The 18,331-nt window shown below is 47.5% G+C and carries 19 protein-coding genes and 13 tRNA genes; 3 read left to right on the top strand and 29 right to left on the bottom strand.

What is annotated here, in order from left to right; all coding sequences use genetic code 11:
- Positions 1-17 precede the first annotated feature (17 nt).
- The 3 genes from tpx to HP568_RS28970 all read right to left on the bottom strand — a co-directional run bounded on the left by tpx (position 18) and on the right by HP568_RS28970 (position 1,655).
- Positions 18-539, bottom strand: a complete 522-nt coding sequence (tpx, locus tag HP568_RS28960) for a thiol peroxidase (protein ID WP_048033942.1) — start codon at positions 537-539, stop codon at positions 18-20.
- Between the two features lie 89 nt (positions 540-628).
- A complete protein-coding gene (locus HP568_RS28965) occupies positions 629-1,162 on the bottom strand; it encodes a hypothetical protein (RefSeq protein ID WP_173630901.1) in 534 nt (177 codons plus the stop codon).
- Between the two features lie 49 nt (positions 1,163-1,211).
- Positions 1,212-1,655, bottom strand: coding sequence for a gamma-glutamylcyclotransferase family protein (locus HP568_RS28970; RefSeq protein ID WP_173630902.1), 444 nt, complete (start codon positions 1,653-1,655; stop codon positions 1,212-1,214).
- A 112-nt stretch (positions 1,656-1,767) separates the two neighbouring features.
- Here HP568_RS28970 and HP568_RS28975 point away from each other — a divergent pair, with 112 nt between their 5' ends.
- Entirely contained in the window at positions 1,768-5,214 is a 3,447-nt protein-coding gene (locus HP568_RS28975) for a pyruvate carboxylase (RefSeq protein ID WP_173630903.1), read from the top strand.
- 73 nt (positions 5,215-5,287) lie between these two features.
- Positions 5,288-5,974: a hypothetical protein gene (locus HP568_RS28980; protein ID WP_173630904.1), complete on the top strand. Its 687-nt coding sequence runs from the start codon at positions 5,288-5,290 to the stop codon at positions 5,972-5,974.
- A 74-nt stretch (positions 5,975-6,048) separates the two neighbouring features.
- Here HP568_RS28980 and ytfJ read toward each other — a convergent pair whose 3' ends face one another.
- The 13 genes from ytfJ to HP568_RS29045 all read right to left on the bottom strand — a co-directional run bounded on the left by ytfJ (position 6,049) and on the right by HP568_RS29045 (position 15,160).
- The gene (gene ytfJ / locus HP568_RS28985) at positions 6,049-6,531 is read right to left on the bottom strand and encodes a GerW family sporulation protein (protein WP_048033947.1); all 483 of its coding nucleotides are present in this window, start codon (positions 6,529-6,531) and stop codon (positions 6,049-6,051) included.
- A gap of 108 nt (positions 6,532-6,639) precedes the next feature.
- Entirely contained in the window at positions 6,640-7,299 is a 660-nt protein-coding gene (locus tag HP568_RS28990) for a DUF2953 domain-containing protein (protein WP_173630905.1), read from the bottom strand.
- Positions 7,300-7,365: 66 nt separating this feature from the next.
- Positions 7,366-8,334 carry an S-layer homology domain-containing protein gene (locus HP568_RS28995; protein WP_048033949.1) on the bottom strand — a complete coding sequence of 323 codons (969 nt, stop codon included), beginning with the start codon at positions 8,332-8,334 and terminating at the stop codon, positions 7,366-7,368.
- 149 nt (positions 8,335-8,483) lie between these two features.
- The gene (gene sleB, locus HP568_RS29000) at positions 8,484-9,131 is read right to left on the bottom strand and encodes a spore cortex-lytic enzyme (RefSeq protein WP_173630906.1); all 648 of its coding nucleotides are present in this window, start codon (positions 9,129-9,131) and stop codon (positions 8,484-8,486) included.
- A gap of 94 nt (positions 9,132-9,225) precedes the next feature.
- Positions 9,226-9,576 carry a stage V sporulation protein AE gene (spoVAE, locus tag HP568_RS29005; RefSeq protein ID WP_048033951.1) on the bottom strand — a complete coding sequence of 117 codons (351 nt, stop codon included), beginning with the start codon at positions 9,574-9,576 and terminating at the stop codon, positions 9,226-9,228.
- A gap of 4 nt (positions 9,577-9,580) precedes the next feature.
- Positions 9,581-10,597: a stage V sporulation protein AD gene (gene spoVAD, locus HP568_RS29010; protein WP_048033952.1), complete on the bottom strand. Its 1,017-nt coding sequence runs from the start codon at positions 10,595-10,597 to the stop codon at positions 9,581-9,583.
- Between the two features lie 3 nt (positions 10,598-10,600).
- Positions 10,601-11,074 (bottom strand): stage V sporulation protein AC, encoded by a 474-nt coding sequence (gene spoVAC, locus HP568_RS29015; protein ID WP_173630907.1) that lies wholly within the window; start codon positions 11,072-11,074, stop codon positions 10,601-10,603.
- Between the two features lie 15 nt (positions 11,075-11,089).
- Positions 11,090-11,950, bottom strand: coding sequence for a DUF421 domain-containing protein (locus HP568_RS29020; protein ID WP_048033954.1), 861 nt, complete (start codon positions 11,948-11,950; stop codon positions 11,090-11,092).
- Positions 11,951-12,034: 84 nt separating this feature from the next.
- Positions 12,035-12,241, bottom strand: coding sequence for a DUF1657 domain-containing protein (locus tag HP568_RS29025; protein ID WP_007717150.1), 207 nt, complete (start codon positions 12,239-12,241; stop codon positions 12,035-12,037).
- Between the two features lie 149 nt (positions 12,242-12,390).
- Entirely contained in the window at positions 12,391-12,594 is a 204-nt protein-coding gene (locus tag HP568_RS29030) for an alpha/beta-type small acid-soluble spore protein (RefSeq protein ID WP_007717155.1), read from the bottom strand.
- A gap of 79 nt (positions 12,595-12,673) precedes the next feature.
- Complete coding sequence (locus tag HP568_RS29035) at positions 12,674-13,804, bottom strand: MGDG synthase family glycosyltransferase (protein ID WP_173630908.1); 1,131 nt, start codon at positions 13,802-13,804, stop codon at positions 12,674-12,676.
- Entirely contained in the window at positions 13,804-14,388 is a 585-nt protein-coding gene (locus tag HP568_RS29040) for a YkoP family protein (RefSeq protein ID WP_173630909.1), read from the bottom strand. Before HP568_RS29040 ends, HP568_RS29035 begins: the two co-directional genes overlap by 1 nt.
- A gap of 121 nt (positions 14,389-14,509) precedes the next feature.
- On the bottom strand, positions 14,510-15,160 hold the full coding sequence (locus HP568_RS29045; protein WP_048033957.1) for a TerC family protein: 651 nt from the start codon (positions 15,158-15,160) through the stop codon (positions 14,510-14,512).
- Positions 15,161-15,373: 213 nt separating this feature from the next.
- Between HP568_RS29045 and HP568_RS29050 the strand changes: the two genes are divergently transcribed.
- Positions 15,374-16,540 (top strand): sensor histidine kinase, encoded by a 1,167-nt coding sequence (locus HP568_RS29050; RefSeq protein ID WP_048033958.1) that lies wholly within the window; start codon positions 15,374-15,376, stop codon positions 16,538-16,540.
- Positions 16,541-16,835: 295 nt separating this feature from the next.
- Here HP568_RS29050 and HP568_RS29055 read toward each other — a convergent pair.
- The 13 genes from HP568_RS29055 to HP568_RS29115 all read right to left on the bottom strand — a co-directional run bounded on the left by HP568_RS29055 (position 16,836) and on the right by HP568_RS29115 (position 18,314).
- Positions 16,836-16,909, bottom strand: a tRNA-Gly gene (locus HP568_RS29055).
- A gap of 14 nt (positions 16,910-16,923) precedes the next feature.
- Positions 16,924-17,011: transfer RNA gene (locus tag HP568_RS29060), tRNA-Leu, on the bottom strand.
- Positions 17,012-17,036: 25 nt separating this feature from the next.
- Positions 17,037-17,113: transfer RNA gene (locus HP568_RS29065), tRNA-Pro, on the bottom strand.
- Between the two features lie 34 nt (positions 17,114-17,147).
- Positions 17,148-17,221, bottom strand: a tRNA-Arg gene (locus tag HP568_RS29070).
- Positions 17,222-17,227: 6 nt separating this feature from the next.
- Positions 17,228-17,303: transfer RNA gene (locus HP568_RS29075), tRNA-Gly, on the bottom strand.
- 19 nt (positions 17,304-17,322) lie between these two features.
- A tRNA-Leu gene (locus HP568_RS29080) sits at positions 17,323-17,409 on the bottom strand.
- A gap of 64 nt (positions 17,410-17,473) precedes the next feature.
- A tRNA-Lys gene (locus HP568_RS29085) sits at positions 17,474-17,549 on the bottom strand.
- An 8-nt stretch (positions 17,550-17,557) separates the two neighbouring features.
- Positions 17,558-17,642: transfer RNA gene (locus HP568_RS29090), tRNA-Tyr, on the bottom strand.
- Positions 17,643-17,649: 7 nt separating this feature from the next.
- A tRNA-Thr gene (locus HP568_RS29095) sits at positions 17,650-17,725 on the bottom strand.
- Positions 17,726-17,825: 100 nt separating this feature from the next.
- Positions 17,826-17,902 (bottom strand) — tRNA-Asp (locus HP568_RS29100).
- Positions 17,903-17,977: 75 nt separating this feature from the next.
- Positions 17,978-18,054, bottom strand: a tRNA-Met gene (locus HP568_RS29105).
- Positions 18,055-18,132: 78 nt separating this feature from the next.
- Positions 18,133-18,208 (bottom strand) — tRNA-Val (locus tag HP568_RS29110).
- Between the two features lie 32 nt (positions 18,209-18,240).
- Positions 18,241-18,314, bottom strand: a tRNA-Glu gene (locus tag HP568_RS29115).
- Positions 18,315-18,331: the final 17 nt, after the last annotated feature.

Genomic DNA, 18,331 nt, shown 5'->3' on the forward strand with positions numbered 1-18,331 from the left:
TTACTTATGAAAATTGCTTACTTCGCAGCTTGTGCAGCAGCAATCGCCGCTTCGTAGTTTGGATGCTCACCAGCCGCAGCCACATACTCAGCGTGTACAACCTTGTCGTTTGCATCGATTACGAATACAGCGCGAGCCAAGAGACGGAATTCTTTGATCGCTACGCCGTAAGCTGTACCAAAGCTCAGGTCTTTGTGGTCAGATACTGTTTTCACTTTGTCGATGCCAGCAGCACCGCACCAGCGGTTTTGCGCGAATGGCAGGTCAACGGAAACAGTCAGCACAGTAACGCCGTCCAATTTCGCAGCCTCTTCGTTGAAACGGCGAGTTTGTGCATCGCACACGCCAGTGTCAATAGAAGGGATTACGGAGATGATGCGAACCGTGCCTTTGGAATCTTCCAAAGTTACAGGGGACAGATCGCCACCTACTACAGTAAAGTTAGGAGCAGTATCTCCTACTTTGATTTCAGGACCGAGCAGTGTTACAGGACCACCTTTGAATACAAATGCGCCTTGACGCTCAACAGCAGTTGTCATGATTTCTTCCTCCTCACCAAATCTTTCAGTATGTACCTCAATTATCATACCCTATCATTCACTTTTTTTCACTATGCCAATAGTAGAAATTACAGATTCACTTGCACTTTCCCGCTTTGCTTGGCTTGTACCTCGGCGATTCGCTTCACTTCATGCTCATATTCCCAATCCGTTTTCGCATTCAGCTCATGACAGCGCATCAGCGCGTGATAGAGGGCAAAAGCGAAGGTAACCTGCTTCATTTCGTACCGCGTTCCATGTGCTTTCGGCAACGCCGTGTTGATAATCTCAATTTGATAGGTAGCTTTTTCACGCTTGTCTCTGACTGGCACGATATACCCCATACGCTTTAAGACATGACCGTAATCGAATTCTCCTTCATCGTCAAAATCGATGGTGTCGTCCGATGTTGCCAAATACTCCAGCAAGGTCCCCATATCCAGCGTTTCGAAGCAAGCAGGCTGTGGCATGGACAAAACTGAGCCATCATTGTTTACAAAATAAATATAGTCGCGATAATGAAAGATCAGTTCATCTTCTGGAACTTCTTCGGGAAACATCCATTGATTTTGCGGTATCAGGTAACGCCAGATTTGGGCAGGTTCACAATGGAGTAATTCCATGGCTGGGCTCCCTCCTTTTCCCTACCAGTTTTGGCAAAACCAGCACTGGCTATTCAGACAGCTCCTGCATGTAGTGTCGCCAATTCCCATGCGGAATGTGCACGCCTGTTTGCTTGACCAGGTCTTGATCCAAATAACGATAAACGTAGACGTTCACGACCTGACCTGTTCCCTCCATCGTCGCTGGCACGATGATCCGTTCGTATTCATTGCGCGGATCACCCTGGCCATAGTACGTCTCCAGCTCGTCCAGTCCAGCTAGTGCTTGCTCGTACACGTCAGGGGCAAACATGACGATCTCCCCCACGACCTTCTGCTCGCCTTTCAGCAATCCCGGATAGCCTGCCGGCAAGTGATAGATCTCGCCTTGAATCGTCGCAGGTGTTGCCTCATGCTCATATGGTTTTACGTAATTCCTATGATTTCCAAAACCCGCCAAAAGTGTGCCATACACAAATACAGGCAGCTTGTCGTTCTGATTGTTCACGCTCATCTATCCTCCTGTGATCGAAAAAAGTGTGTCTTGTGTCGAGAAAATTTTGTATATTTGTTCTATATATAATTTTAATGCGTCTTTTTTTCCGAGACGTAAGGGGGAGAGAATAATGAAAAAGAGAAAAATCAATCGCCTACTGGTAGCAAACCGCGGTGAGATCGCCATTCGGATCTTTCGTGCAGCGACGGAACTCGGCATACGTACGGTAGCCGTATACTCCGAGCAGGACAATGTTTCTATCCATCGCTTCAAGGCTGACGAGTCTTACTTGGTCGGTGCGGGAAAAGGGCCTATTGAGGCTTACCTCGATATCGAAAGTATCATCGAAATTGCCAAGCGCAACGATATCGATGCCATTCACCCAGGCTATGGATTTCTTGCTGAAAATGCTGATTTTGCAAAGCGTTGCCAAGAGGAAGGCATCATTTTCATTGGACCATCCCCTGAGCTGATCGACAAATTCGGGGACAAGGTAGAAGCACGTCGTCTTGCGATTGAAGCGGAAATCCCAGTGATTCCAGGCACTCCGGAGCCAATCGAAACACTCCAAGAGGCGCTTCTTTTTGCCAAAGAATACGGCTACCCCATCATTATTAAAGGCGTATCTGGCGGCGGAGGGCGTGGCATGCGTATCGTCCGCAGTCAGGAGGAATTGCAAGATTCGTTAGATCGTGCACGTTCCGAGGCCCGCTCTTCCTTCGGCAATGCCAAGGTGTATTTGGAGCGATACTTGGAGCAGCCCAAACACATCGAGGTCCAAATTCTCGGTGACAACCAAGGAAACATCGTCCATCTGTATGAGCGCGATTGCTCCGTTCAACGGCGCCATCAAAAAGTGGTCGAAGTAGCACCGAGCCTATCGTTGGACGACAAACTGCGTGAAGATATTTGCCAGGCTGCTCTCACTCTCATGAAAAAAGCCGGTTATTCGAACGCTGGAACAGTCGAGTTTTTGTTGACGCCGGACAAGCGTTTTTACTTTATAGAAGTCAATCCACGTATTCAAGTAGAGCATACCATCACGGAGCTTATCACTGGAATCGACATTGTTCAGTCGCAGATTCGCGTAGCCGAGGGTCATGCGCTCTCCGATGAGGAGATTGGCATTCGAGCGCAAAGTGATATCCAGATGAGTGGTTTTGCCATCCAGTGCCGTGTCACGACAGAAGACGCTGAAAACAACTTCCTGCCAGATGCCGGTCGCTTGTCCGCCTGGCGTTCCGGTGGCGGCTTCGGTGTAAGGCTGGACGGTGGCAATGGTTATCCAGGCGCGATCATTACCCCGTTTTATGACTCGCTTCTGGTCAAGATTTCTACGTATGGCGCGAGCTTTGATCAAGCCGCTCGCAAAATGCTGCGCACATTGCGTGAGTTCCGTATCCGTGGCGTGAAAACGAACCTGCCGTTTTTGGAAAATGTCGTGACACATCCTGATTTTTTGAGTGGCAACTACGATACATCGTTTATTGACACCAAACCAGAGCTGTTCATCTTCCCTGGCCGTCAGGACCGTGGTACCAAATTACTATCTTATATCGGAGACACGATTGTCAACGGATATCCTGGTCTTCAGAAATCGGAGAAAAAGCCGCACTTCGACTCGCCTCGCATCCCGCGGACACCATTTACCCAGCCATATCCGGACGGTACGAAGCAAATTTTGGATAAAGAAGGTGCCGACGGTCTGGTACGCTGGATTCAGGCACAGAAGCAGGTGCTTGTCACAGACACGACATTCCGCGATGCCCACCAGTCTTTGTTTGCGACGCGTGTGCGCACGTACGATCTCGCCTCCGTTGCAGAAGCAACAGGCAAGCTCGGTTCCGGGCTCTTCTCGTTGGAGATGTGGGGCGGTGCCACTTTTGACACGACGATGCGCTTTTTGCAGGAATCTCCCTGGGAACGGCTGCAAATCCTTCGCCAACGCATACCGAATGTTCTGTTCCAAATGCTCTTGCGCGGAGCAAATGGCGTAGGCTACACCAACTACCCGGATAATGTGATTCATGCCTTTGTCAAAGCCTCTGCGGAAAACGGCATTGATGTCTTTCGGATCTTTGACAGCCTGAACTGGCTTCCCGGAATGCAAACAGCGATTGAAGCCGTACGTGAATCTGGCAAGGTCGCCGAAGCAGCGATTTGCTACACCGGAGATATTCTGGACCCGAACAAGACCAAATACACCTTGGCCTACTATGTCAATCTGGCTAAGGAATTGGAAAAAGCAGGTGCCCATATTCTCGCGATCAAGGATATGGCAGGTCTTTTGAAGCCGTATGCTGCTTATTCCCTCGTCTCTGCTTTAAAACAAGAAATCAGCATTCCGATCCATCTGCATACGCACGATACATCAGGAAATGCTGGCGCCATGCTTCTGAAAGCGATCGAAGCAGGCGTGGATATCGTCGATGCTTGCGTCAGCTCCATGTCTGGACTCACTTCCCAGCCAAGCTTGAACGGGTTGATCGCGAGCTTGGCCCATACGGAGCGTGAGACTGGCTTATCTCTTGAATCGTTCAACAAGCTGTCTGATTACTGGGAGGATGTACGTCCGTACTACCAAGGCTTTGAAAGCGGCATGAAAGCGAGTAACACCGAGGTGTACGTTCATGAAATGCCTGGAGGCCAATACACCAATCTGGAGCAGCAAGCCAAAGCGGTTGGACTGGAAGGTCGTTGGGACGAAGTGAAGCACATGTATGCTGTCGTCAATCAGATGTGCGGCGACATCGTAAAAGTGACGCCGTCATCCAAGGTCGTCGGTGATATGGCCCTGTTCATGGTCCAAAACAATTTGAATGAGGAAAACATTTGGGAGAAAGGCACACGCCTCGACTTTCCGGATTCCGTCATTCAATTTTTCCAAGGGTATCTCGGCCAACCGCCGGGAGGGTTCCCGAAGAAGTTGCAGGAGCTCGTGCTAAAAGGTCGCGATGCCTTTACGGCACGTCCTGGCGAATTGCTCGCGCCCATTGACTTTGCACAAGTTGCTTCTGAGTTGGAAGCCAAAATCGGACGTGAACCCAGTCATTTAGACGTCCTGTCGTATATCATGTATCCGCAAGTCTATTTGCAATTTGAACAACGCCTGAAGGAATACGGTGATCTGTCGGTATTGAATACGGGAACGTTTTTCTACGGATTGCGACCGGGTGAGGAAACTGCCATCACGATCGAGCGTGGTAAAACATTGATTATCAAGCTGGTCGCAGTCGGCGAGCTTCATCCAGATGGCCGACGCATCATCTATTTTGAACTAAACGGACAGCCACGTGAAATCTTCATCCGTGACCAATCCGCAAAAGTCTCTGAACTGATCCGCCGAAAAGCAGAAGCGCAAAACCCTGCCCACCTCGGTGCCTCCATGCCAGGAAAAGTGCTCAAGGTGCTTGTAGCAGAGGGTGACAAGGTGCGAAAAGGCGAGCATCTTCTGGTGAGTGAAGCGATGAAAATGGAAACGACGATTCAAGCCCCGCTCGATGGAAAAATTAAAGCCGTCTACGTGAAAGCAGGCGAAGCTATTCAAACTGGCGATCTGCTCATTGAAATGGAGTAGGCATCGTCTATAATAGGAGATAGTAAATTGTTCCTGGGGATTCATTCCATTTACATTTGAGGAGGTGACCGACATGAAAACGAATCGAGTCAGCCATGTTCCATTTACGCAGCGGGTAGGCCGCTATCATTCCCATATGCTTCAGGCAAAACTAAGCACCCCAGTCAATCCGATTCTCAGTTTTAATTTGCAGCCGTACTATACTCGTCAGCAGCAATGGACAACGGAGCTTTCCGATTCCTTATCGCGTCTGTACCGGTTTTCCTCAGATTTGGAGAAGAGTGCTCGGGAATTCATTGCCGCCGGGAAAGACAGCGAGGCTGGACCTGACATTGAGGGATTACATGAGCGAACACAGTCATTAGTAAATAAATACAATCGCCTGCAGCTATTTCTTGCGGAAAAAGCAGATACCCTGACGACGCAAAAGCTGGATGCATTCGCTCAAGTGGCAAAAGACGCAGAGGAAAAACTCCAAACATTTGGTATCAAGCTGTTACCAGATGGACAACTGGAAATGGACGATGAGAAATGGTTGGAGGCCGTACAGACCAGCTATGTGGACTATACAAATACAATGGAGCGTGTAGCCCAAGCATTCAGAGCAGGTACATTGGGATTGCAAAGCAAGCCCCTTGGCTCCTTTTCACGTTACTACGAGGAAGCGATGGCCCTTCATCCTTATATCGCCTCCTCCAGCTCGAGCCTTCATTATCAGCATGTTGCGAAAACAGGCTTGTATGTAAACGAACTCTGGTAATGCCATACGCTTACTACCGAAAAACAGGTATGCCCCTTTTATGGAGCATACCTGTTTTGTGCTTGTCTTCCTTTTTACTTTCTATCCATAAGGTCTTCCAAATCTTGTTCTTCTGCTCTGGCAATTATCGTATTGGAATAAACAGTAGGTTCATCGGATTTGGTAAACATCCCCTGAACTTTATCCACGATTTGTGGAACAGAATCCAAAATCCGGTCGTAGAGATGGGTCGTATTTTCAAGCGGGATCGAACGAATTCCTTGTTTGCCTACGACCAAAAAAGCTACAGGCGTGATGGAGACACCGCCCCCACTACCCCCGCCAAACGGGTGACCCGTATGTTCATGTTGCTGATGGTGTTGGTGCCCATTATGATGCTGATCGTATTGGAACTCACTACCCCCGGCCGCGAAACCAAATCCTACCTTGGAGATCGGAAGAATGACACTACCGTCAGGTGTCTCAACAGGATCACCAATGATTGTATTCACGTCCACCATTTGCTTAAGATTTTCCATCGCTGTTCTCATGAGGCCTTGAATCGGGTGGTCTGCCATATTTGTCGCTCCTCCTTCCTATCTGTGTCATGTTTTATCATTCCCCCAACAAATCCGAAGCATGTACCCTGCACAAGGGAATAAATATGCATGCTCTTACATTTGTGATTAGGCACGCGTAGGCGCAGCTTGCCATTTTCGCTGTTTACTTTTTCGAATCTGCAGAAAGACTTTTAGCGCGTAGAAAACGAACTGACCCAATTTAAAATGCAACACCGCTTGAACTTTCGTATGTAGAAGTGCTTGGTTCCAGACAGGCTGTACACTCATGGCAGGCATCGTCTGTAAAGAGATGGAGTGGGAGAGAATCCCGACAATCAGGCTTTTCACTCCCCAGATTAGTCCTGTCAGTGCTCCTGTTTCCGCTGCCTGACCTGTGCCCAACAACGTATGCCATTCTAATTTCGAACAGCGAGTTTGTTTGAACAGGTCTTTTAGCAAAGGCAGCAAGTCACGTACTCTTTCTAACACGTCACGATAATTGCGATACCATAATTTCACTTGTCTCCGCGTAAAATCTTTGACCTTTTCCCGAAGCTTGCTTCCATGCTGGATCGTTTCCAGCTTTGCAACAAGCTCTGGCCCAGCTTCTGTCATTTTCAAGAGGAGAATGGGAATTTCGTATTTCCTGCGAATGATACCCCAAGCTGCAATCGTAATCTCCAATTGATCATTATCACCCTCGCGACTGTATAAACACGTCAACTGTATTGGCGTGATTACTAGTAAGACAAATAAACCAAGCAATCCTAGCAACACCCATACCATGAAAAAATCCCACCCCTTCCACGTTAGTATGAGTGGAAAGAGCAGGAAATATGTTCAGCATTTTTATTAATCTAGCACGTATACTTTAACGCCTTTTTGCAAGCCGTGATTTTCAGCTTCGTTCAACGTCGGAAGATACAGATCAACATGGCGTTGCTTTACCGCACCACCGATATCAGCTGCCACTGCATAGCCGTAGCCATCGATGTACAAGTGCGTACCAAGCGGGATGACATTTGGATCAACCGCTACAACACCTTCGCGTAGTGGATACTCCAGATACGACAGAATCTTGTCGTTCGTGTAGCTGTAAGCAGTCGTCTGTACCGTTAATTCCTGGCGAAAAGGTGTCCCGTTCGCGAGGGCTTTTGTCATTCTCGGCTTATCCGGAAGCAAGTGAAGAGCCGCGTATGTGGCAGCTTCGGCCCTCGTCATGTACTTGTCTGGCTTTAATGTACCGTCCTCATAAGCACTCATTAACCCGTTTTGCATGGCGTAAACGAGTGGGCGCTGCTCTTTCTCTTTCACGTTGTTCCCATCCGGGTATTGGTTCAATGTCTGGATCGTCGTAGACCACTTCAAGTTATTGACTACTCCGCTGTCCCCCATCGTTCTTACCAGAATAGAGGCAAGCTCTGCTCTTTTTACTGGGGCATCCGGATGTAAGTATAGGTGATTTCCTTGCTTCTGCCCATGGACAATTCCCAGTCGATAGGCCGTCTCTGCGTAGGACGACAGCCAACTGTTTGCCGGTACGTCCGCAAAGGATGATTGTTTGTTGCCAAGAGGTTCAATTCCTTTGGCATTCACAAACATCGTGAGCAGTTCGCCCAATGTTACGTTGTCATCAGGTCGAAAATATTCGTTTTGTCCAATTACGTCGGCTATGTATAGTTGATTGATTTCTTGTTCTGCCCAATGGCCGCTAATGTCTACATAAGGTGTTTCATTCATGTGAGTTGTTTCTGCCTCGACAACTGGTGTACCTATGAGTAAAAAGGCTGCCAGCGAGGCAAGGATCATCCGTTTCTTCATCATCAACCTCCATGGGGAAATATGCGAATCCTTTCGTATCATTTTATCGAACTATTTTGCAAAAACAATGAACAATAGTTTCCAGTCAAAAGGAAAGCCCTCGAACAGCATCATGACGAAGACTGTTTCAAGGGCTGCATGAACAATGGTTATATGGCAAAAATGTGTTTGCCGATCTTCTTCACTTGTGTACGAGACCAAATCCAATCGGAGGTCGCCGTAACAGGGTTAAAGTAGTAAAGAGAATTGTTTGTTGGGTCCCATCCTCGTACAGCATCCCAAGCTGCCTGGTAAGCAGTCTTGTTAGGAGTCATCCAGAATTGTCCATCAACTACTGCGGTAAACGCTAATGGCTCAAAGATGACACCGGCAAGTGTATTGGGAAAGTTTTTGGACTGGACACGGTTCAACGCGACGGCAGCCACAGCCACTTGGCCCTCATAAGGTTCTCCACGTGCTTCGGAATAAACCAACTGTGCCAGCATCTGCATTTCCGCTTTATTTACCGACACTTTCTTTAGAACGCGCCATGTATTTGGACCAGTGATACCGTCAATCTGTAATCCGTATGCTTTTTGAAACTGTCTGACGGCCTTTGTTGTATTCGCACCGTAAATGCCATCCAAATTGCCATTGTAATAGCCCAGCATCTGCAAACGATACTGCAAATCCCATACATCCCCGTTCACACTACCTCGTTGAATCTGTGTGGCTGCCAGGGAGTCGGCCGGGATAATAAACGCTACAGCCATAAAGGCAGCAAGCAAGGTTGTTACTGCTTTCTTGCTCCACCACATAAATTGTTCCCTCCTTTACCCAACTCATTCTACAAGTTGGCGAAAGTAGGTTCAATTCAAGTATTTTGGAACAAATGGCAACATGTACCTGCTATTATCCTTTTGGTCGAAACAAGACTGCCGTGATAAATCCGAAAACGATAGCAGCCGAAATCCCCGCACTCGTCACTTCAAAAATGCCGGTAATAATGCCAATAACTCCATGCTTCTCGGCCTCCGCCATTGCCCCGTGCACCAGTGCATTTCCAAAGCTCGTGATGGGTACTGTCGCTCCTGCTCCGGCAAAATTAACCAGTGGCTCGTACAGACCAAGTCCGTCTAGCACTGCTCCACTGACAACAAGAGAAGACATCGTATGGGCAGGTGTGAGCTTGACGACATCCATGAGAAATTGACCGATTAAGCAAATCGTTCCTCCTACGAGAAACGCCCACAAAAACATCATGGTATCACTCTCCAAGTTGCTCCGACTCAACAGCCACGGCATGGGCGATGCAAGGAATGCTTTCTCCCTGCTGGAAGGTCAACGGGGATAAGAGGGCTCCCGTGGCAACCAGCAAGATCCGCTTCCATTCTCCTTGCTTCATCCGCCGAAGTAGGTGCCCGTACGTCACTGTAGCAATACAGCCACATCCGCTACCACCTGACCACACATTTGGATTTTCTCCATAAATGAGCTTCCCGCAATCGACATAGCGCTCTAGTGGAATGCGCATGTGATGCTTGGGCAACAGATCAGATAAAATGGCATGGCCCGTTCGTCCTAAATCCCCTGTTACAATCAAATCGTAATGATCGTGAGGGAGCTGAAAGTCACGGAAATGCGACTCAATCGTGGATAACGCGGCTGGCGCCATCGCTGCTCCCATATTGAATGGATCTGTCAATCCCATATCGACTACATGCCCGATGGTGGCTCCCGTAATCCGTAATCCCTTACCCTGACTGGCTACAACAGCAGCCCCTGCTCCCGTCACGGTCCATTGTGCCGTTGGGGGCTTCTGTGAACCGTACTCCGTTGGATAACGATATTGCTTTTCCGCAGCCCCATTGTGACTGGAGGTAGCAGCCAAGACGTATTCAGCAGCTTGACTATTCACCATGAGAGCAGCCAAAGCCAAGCCCTCCATCGCTGTTGAGCACGCTCCGAAAATCCCCAGAAACGGAATCGAAAGCGTCCGGGCCGAAAAGCTGGCAGATATGATCTGGTTCATTAAATCCCCGGCAAGCATAAAGTTTATTTGTTCTTTCGTAAGCCCCGCTTTCTCCACCGCTTTCGAGCACGCTTCTTCTAGCAGGACTTTCTCCGCCTTTTCCCAACTGTCTTGTCCAATCATCAAGTCACCGTGCAAGATATCAAAGTCGTCGGCTAACGGTCCCTTAGCCTCAAAAGGCCCACCAATCGCAGCGTGCCCGAGAATGACAGGTTTTAAAGGAAAGACCCAAGACTGATGACCTTGGCGCATCCGTCAGCCTCCCATCGTAAACAATGTTTTGATCAAGCCAACGACGAAGGCCGCCGCCACTCCAAACACAATCACTGACCCCGCGAGCTTGAACATGTTACCACCGACCCCCAGTACAAATCCTTCGCTGCGGTGCTCAATGGCTGCAGAAGCAATCGAGTTGGCAAAGCCCGTAACCGGCACACTCGTTCCTGCCCCAGCCCATTGGGCAATCCGGTCATATAGTCCTAAACCGGTCAATAGAGCCGAAAGAATGATCAAGACAGCTGCTGTAGGATTCCCAGCGGTTTTCTCCGTAAAATCGAAGTAATGAATGAACATTTCTTGTATCCCTTGTCCGATCATACAAATGCCGCCACCCACTAAAAATGCCCGGGTAAAATTGCGCAAAAGCGGTCGCGGTGGCTCGTATGTCTTTGCCAATTGCTGATATTCTTGCTGGACGGGGGTCAGCTTCTTCTTTTTTTGATCTGCCATGCCGCTCACTCCTTTTTACCGTATCATGAATGGTTTTACTTGATCGATAATCTGTTGTAGCTGTTCCGAATCGGTTTGGTAGGTACGCTTCATTTGTTCATTCTTTGTACTGAGTGCATACAGCTCCAGATCCGCCTGACATTTTTTCAATGTAGCAAAAGCCAGCTTCATCGCTTGGGCACCAGGAACCATCAGTTTATCGTCATACAGGTCGAGATAGAGCTCTCCACCTTTGTCTACTTGGCCGAGGAAAACATTTTCCAAAGCCACTCCCGCTTTTTGCAGCTCCGTGCGCACCCATCTGCGATTCAGACCTGCTGTTGCCAGGGGCTCATCCATGATCACCCCATCCATAATGACCACTTGATTCTCTTCCGAAGGAGCAACTGTCAATTCAAGGTGTTTGGGGGTTACTGGCTGACTCTCTGATTTTAAAAGGACACTGACTTCCCCGCTTGTTTCCATTAATGCAAACTCTACATCGGCTACTCGGAACACGTTTTTGATTCGTAATTGCTCCATCAAGTCTTCCGCGGTCAAGCGTTCCTTTTTCAGATTGTCTTCCAAAATCTTGCCTTCCTTGATAAGAACCGTTGTTTTCCCTTCAAATAAGTCGCGGAGAACCTTGCTCTTGAGTGAAAGCCACTCCATTAAATAAGGGAAAAGCGCAAAAATCCCCATGGCGATCAAACTATGGTAGACCGGCCCATCCATTTCGGTTGCCATAAAAGCCGCAATTGAACCGATGCTGATGCCGACGATATATTCAATGTATGTAAGTTGCTTAATTTGCCTTTTCCCAATGATCTTTGTCAATAGAAATAAGTAAGCAACAGCGCCTATTGAGCGCAAAAGGATGGATAACCAATCAGGCATAAGCCACCTCCATCACCTGAGGTGATTTTTATAGATAGTAAAACCAAGAGAGAGGAAGCCCCTCTCCCTTTCCCTATACTTCCACTAGAATCCCTTAAACTGTGGTTCTTCCTTTTCCAGCTCCGTTACACGCTGCTGGAGGTTGTCTACGATGGATTGCGTTTGCTCTGCTGCTTGCGAATACAATTGCTTTGCTTTCTTGTTTTGCGTGCTAAGAGCAAACGTTTCAAAATCTGCTTGTGCACCTTTCAAGCTGGCAAGCGTTTGTTTTACTTGTGCTCCTACTGTCATATCCACTCACCTCCTAACACATATAGAATCCGCGTCCACCCATTATTTATGCAGTGATCTTCTCCATTTTCATTTGTAAATAATTACCTTTTATTAGAAAAACAAAAAGAGAGACACCATAGGTGCCTCCCTTCATCCAGCTTATGAGATTAGCCACGTCCAGCCAGTTGTTGCTCAGCAAAGGAGACAAGACGTTTTGTAATCTCTCCTCCAACTGAACCGTTTTGACGGGAAGTGGTGTCTGGTCCAAGCTGAACACCGAATTCGGATGCGATTTCGTATTTCAGTTGGTCCAGAGCTTGGTTTGCTTGAGGAACCACCAGATTGTTACTGGATCTGTTGTTATTCGCCATTTGTATCACCTCCTCGTCGTTTGTAAGTTTAATATGTGTGAAGTTTTGCTTGTTCATTCGTTCTTTTTTTCTTCCAATTTTAGTCTGTTAATTGGAGCAGAGCATGGGCTATTCGATGAGCTGCTTCTGGTCGCCCCAGCTTGTCCAAACCTCTTACAAAAGCATCCTTTTTTTCAGGCTGACGCCATGACCTGATGATTTCTTTGATTTCTACTGGCGTTTCAGCCAAGATCGCCGCTTGTTGCTCGAGTAAAAAGGAGCAATTATGCTTTTCTTGTCCAGGCAATGGGTGGAATAAAATGAGCGGTGTCTTAAGAGCGAGTGACTCCGCGCATGAAATGCCACCTGGCTTCGTTATATAGACGTCAGCTGCTCCAATCCACTGCCACATTTGCGGCTCAAATCCTTTCAATAGAAAACGATGCTCAGTGCTCTCCGTACCTATTAAGCCCGCCAGACGTCTGTACAGGCTTGTATTCTTCCCTGTGACGACTACGATCTGCAATGGTTGCTCTTCCAACAGCAACTCTCGTACGACCTGCTCCATTCCACCATAACCGCCTTCTCCCCCACCAATCAGCACGGTGAATTGATCCGGCACGAGTCCAAGCTGTTTTTTCAAAGCCGCTTTGTCGGTATGCAGCGCTGTAGTAAAAGCAGGCCGAACTGGAATGCCATAAACGTGAATTTTCTCAGGGGCAATTTCATAGCGTTCGATTAGCATTTGCGCAATTTGCTCGTGTGCCACCATGTACGCATCAATTTCTGGATGAACCCAAAACCGATTGATATGAAAGTCCGTAGGTACACAAACGAGCCGGAAAGGCTTGGACACCCTTCTCTTCGCTTCTGCCAATGCGGACAAGCAGTATGCATGCGTGGCGATGACGACATCTGGCTTCTCTTCTTGCAACAGTTGATTGGTTAATCGATCGGATAGCCACCATCCCAGTACTTTGGTCAATGCACTGCCCAGCATTTCTTCTTGTTCATAGATGCGTTGCCACACGGGTTGACCGTAGCGCAGTATATTGCGATAAAAAAAATGAGAGAGCACACGTAAGCCTGGACTGGCGGTTTTCAGTCCTCCCACCACTCGCGCCGATCGTGCACCCTCCATTTCCAGTAAAACTTCTTGCAGAGCTTCAGCAGCCATCCGATGACCACTCCCTGCCCATTCCTCTGTCACTAACAGAAACCGCTTTGCCATTAGTAGGACTCTCCTAGAGGCTGCTTGCCCTCAGCATATTGATTAAGTAAAAATTCCTTGGACATATAAACACGCTTTAAGGGCATTTCATGATTCCATGATTGCAATCGTCGCTTTCCATTGGGATGCACGATTCTAAGCATGAGACGCAAGTACCATCGCTTGTATCGAAAAAACCAAGTCATGGGCACATCAGAAATGGAAAAGCCCAGGGGTGTTACCCCTTTATGTAGCATGGTCGTTCCCACTATCCCTTTTATTTGGTCTTTATTTTCCATGGAATTCAGGAACGTGGCTAGCTTCGGCAGTGATTGGAGGATATGTCTTCGCAAAAGAAGTGCCACGCGCAGTTCATCCTTCATTCCTTTGCACAGTGTCGCAAAGTAATAATTGTGTATATGTAGCTTTAAGATCAAATCCCCGTCATGAATGATGCAGTTATCGGTAGTAACGAGTGGCTCTCCCCGATAGCGTAAAACAACAACGCGAAATATATTGTTCCCTTTCTCAATATAGGTAAGTCTGGTGCAACGCTGGTAGATTTCATCCCAGTATCCCCATAGCATCAAGAGGCTTGTATTCATTTCGAAATAGTTCCTTTCCTGCTATGTTTTCATTCAGCTGGAAGTGACCACTTCCATTCCGCAAAAACGATCATGACCTTTGTTGTAGTATGCCCAACAATGTACAATCCTCATCACCTTTTCACGTCCTTTTCATCCGCCCCCAAAACATAACTACTACGGCAGCCAATACAGGCAACCACATATGATTGAGAAGCAATGGATTCACCCACTTCCAGACATACGGATCCTGAAGGCACATATCAACTGCTGTAAAGGTAAGAATTCCGCCACCTATAATGACCATACTGGGAAAACGATTCATCACGCGGGCGATCCACACACTTCCCCACATTAATAATGGAATGCTCATTGCTAATCCCAGCAAAACTAACCATAAATCGCCATGTGCTGCTCCACCAACTGCCAAAACATTGTCCAAACTCATGACAAAATCTGCTACTATGATGGTCCTGACTGCCTGACCAATTGTCTGATTATGCGATACGTCTGCGAGCTCTTCATTCTCACCCAGCATCAGCTTACACGCTATCCATAGCAATAATAATCCCCCGATTGCCTTCACGAGAGGAATATCCAACATCCAGGTAGTCATTCCCGTTAGCACAATTCGCAAGAGGATTGCACCCAATGTCCCATATAAAATCGCCCGTTTTCTCTCATTTCTTGGGAGTCCGCGGCAGGCCATACCTATGACCACAGCATTGTCGCTGCTTAATACCAGATCGATCATAAAGATGTGTACAAGACCCAGCCAAAAATACTCGCCCATCCCTGCCTCCCTGGTCCAATAAAGTTCGTCCATTCTACTTTATGCGACTGGAATCGGACTCATGATTGAATATTTTTCCGAAAAAAGGCGGTTTTCAGCGGATTTTGTAGATAAAAACTTCCGAAAAAAATACATTTTATTGCGAAATCAGGCTAATTATACCTTGTCTAAATTAGGCATTTTCCCTTACGATTTTAATGGGGTGGATAAGAGATGGTGGAGACTGTGACGCTAAACCTTTATGAGATTTCAAGGAAGATTTTAGACTTAACACCAAGTATCACCACAATATGGCTGCAAGAAATTGTTCGCAGCATGGAAATTCCCGTAACCATTCCTCGCGATTTTGCAGAAAAACGAACAGTGCTCTTGGCTCGCTATCTGGTTGAGGATGTAGATCATGACATGCAGACTTGGGCATTAGATATGGGAGAGTGGCTTCGTTCTCAGGAATTCCCCTTCTCCTCCATTTTGCGCACGTATCAATTGTACCGGAATGTATTCTGGCGGGTTCTCCAACCGGAATTGCAAAGATGGTCCCTCTCCTCACAAGAAATGCATTATTTGGAAAGCCAACTGGGCAAGGCCATGGATGAAAGTGTCTTCTGGGCTGTTTATCATTTTGAACAAATGATTAATAAAGAACTGGTCCAGAAGGAAGAAACGATCTCCTATTTGCATAACGACAAATTGACCATGCTCGGTAAAATAGCCGCCAATATGGCTCATGAGCTGCGCAATCCGTTGTGCGCCATTGAAGGGTTCCTGAAGCTGATCGGCGAGTCTACACAGGAACAGGCCCAGCTTCAGACGTATATCCAAGTCGTCATGCATGAATTTGAGAATTTACATCGGCAACTGACCGGATTCCTCAGCTTTTCCAAAAAACCAATTCTCGACGAAATTTTTAAAATCGTTCAAGTAGAAGAACTGCTTGAAGAAGTAGAGATGCTGATTACGCCGCGCCTCGTGGGAGAAAACATACGTTTTGAAAAACAAATCCACCCCTGCTCACTCGCATGCTATGAAGAAGGCTTGAAGCAAGTTGTCGTCAATCTATTAAACAATGCCATTGACGCCGTACAAAATCGTACAGACAAGTATATTCATGTCATTTCCACTTCTTCAGATGGATGGCTCTATTTGAGTGTGGAAAACAACGGCGAAAGGATTCCAACCGAAATCGTGGAAAATCTTTTCCAACCATTCTTTACGACTAAACAAAATGGGACAGGTATTGGCTTGTCCATCTGCAAAAATATTATTGAAAAACATCAAGGCACGATCCATTGTGATTCCAATGAAAAACGCACACGCTTTATCGTTTCTCTGCCTATTGCGAATGTCCAGGAAGTTGGTCCTCGAATGGAAGCGCTCTAGGGTCGCTCTCTTTTGTATCACGCAAAAAAGCCCCCTGACAAGGCAGGAGGCAAGGCAAGAGATCCGTTACCAATTATTTCATCGGTAAGCGACCTTAGTTTTACTGTACACGAAAACATATGTTTCTACCATAGAAAACGTCAGACAGCTTTCGACAAAAAATTATACCTGTATTGAACAAAGGCTTATCTGCTCAAGTATGGGATAAGCCTTCATACTTTTTCCTCAAGTAAAAATAGGCCTGCTTTCCTAGACACAAAAAAACAGAGAACCTATTGGCTCTCTGCTTTATGTATGGAGCGGGTGATGGGAATCGAACCCACGCGACCAGCTTGGAAGGCTGGAGTTCTACCATTGAACTACACCCGCATGAAAATAAATGCTGGTGCCGAGGACCGGACTTGAACCGGTACGGGAGAAACTCCCGACAGATTTTAAGTCTGTTGCGTCTGCCCATTCCGCCACCCCGGCAAACCTGTAAAACGTGGGCAAATCATGGTCGGGAAGACAGGATTCGAACCTGCGACCCCTTGGTCCCAAGCCAAGTACTCTACCAAGCTGAGCTACTTCCCGACATTATTTCTTCTTCACTTTTGTAGTAAAGAAGCGTGCCCTGAGAGATTCGAACTCCCGACCTTTTGATTCGTAGTCAAACGCTCTATCCAGCTGAGCTAAGGGCACATGTTATGGAGCGGACGAAGGGTCTCGAACCCTCGACCTTCGCCTTGGCAAGGCGACGCTCTACCAATTGAGCTACGTCCGCATTGTAAGAAGAAATTGATTGGTGCGGTCGAGAGGACTTGAACCTCCACGGTGTTGCCACCACTAGAACCTGAATCTAGCGCGTCTGCCAATTCCGCCACGACCGCATTTCCCATCCAAGTAGCCAGAGCTGTTAATAAGCCGACTTTCACTTTTCGGGTTTATAAAAACTGGTGAGCCATGAAGGACTCGAACCTTCGACCCTCTGATTAAAAGTCAGATGCTCTACCAACTGAGCTAATGGCTCATGAAAAATGGTGGGGAGAGACGGATTCGAACCGCCGAACCCGGAGGGAGCAGATTTACAGTCTGCCGTGTTTAGCCACTTCACTATCTCCCCAATTTCATGGTGCCGGCAATAGGACTTGAACCCACAACCCCCTGATTACAAGTCAGGTGCTCTACCAATTGAGCTATACCGGCATATCTTTCATTATGGCATATCTTTCATGAAAAATCAAGGTTTTTTTATTGTGTTAAACCTTTTTCATGCTTGTGAACTATGCCATCTTGTTAAGAAAGATGGCGGAGCTGACGGGACTCGAACCCGCGACCTCCGGTGTGACAGACCGGCGTGAACTCCAACTTCACCACAGCTCCATATTTGGTTGCACCCAATGGGCACTCCGACCTACTTGATCACGCTGATCACTCAACAAAGTACAAGTAGAAAGTTGGTTGCGGGAGCAGGATTTGAACCTGCGACCTTCGGGTTATGAGCCCGACGAGCTACCGAGCTGCTCCATCCCGCGATAGTCAGGACGACTGAGTGTCAGTGTTGCCACAGGACGTGGTGTTTTTAGCTGACCTTCCTTGTCCATTAATATAAGTGGTGGAGGCTGACGGGATCGAACCGCCGACCCTCTGCTTGTAAGGCAGATGCTCTCCCAGCTGAGCTAAGCCTCCAAATCACCTACAAAATGTAGGGATTTTCTAGGTGACCCGTAGGGGATTCGAACCCCTGTATGACAGCGTGAAAGGCTGCTGTGTTAAACCGCTTCACCAACGGGCCATTTTCATAAGATTACA

Origin of the sequence: Brevibacillus sp. MS2.2, assembly GCF_013284345.1 — a bacterium.
Lineage (GTDB): Bacteria > Bacillota > Bacilli > Brevibacillales > Brevibacillaceae > Brevibacillus > Brevibacillus brevis_C.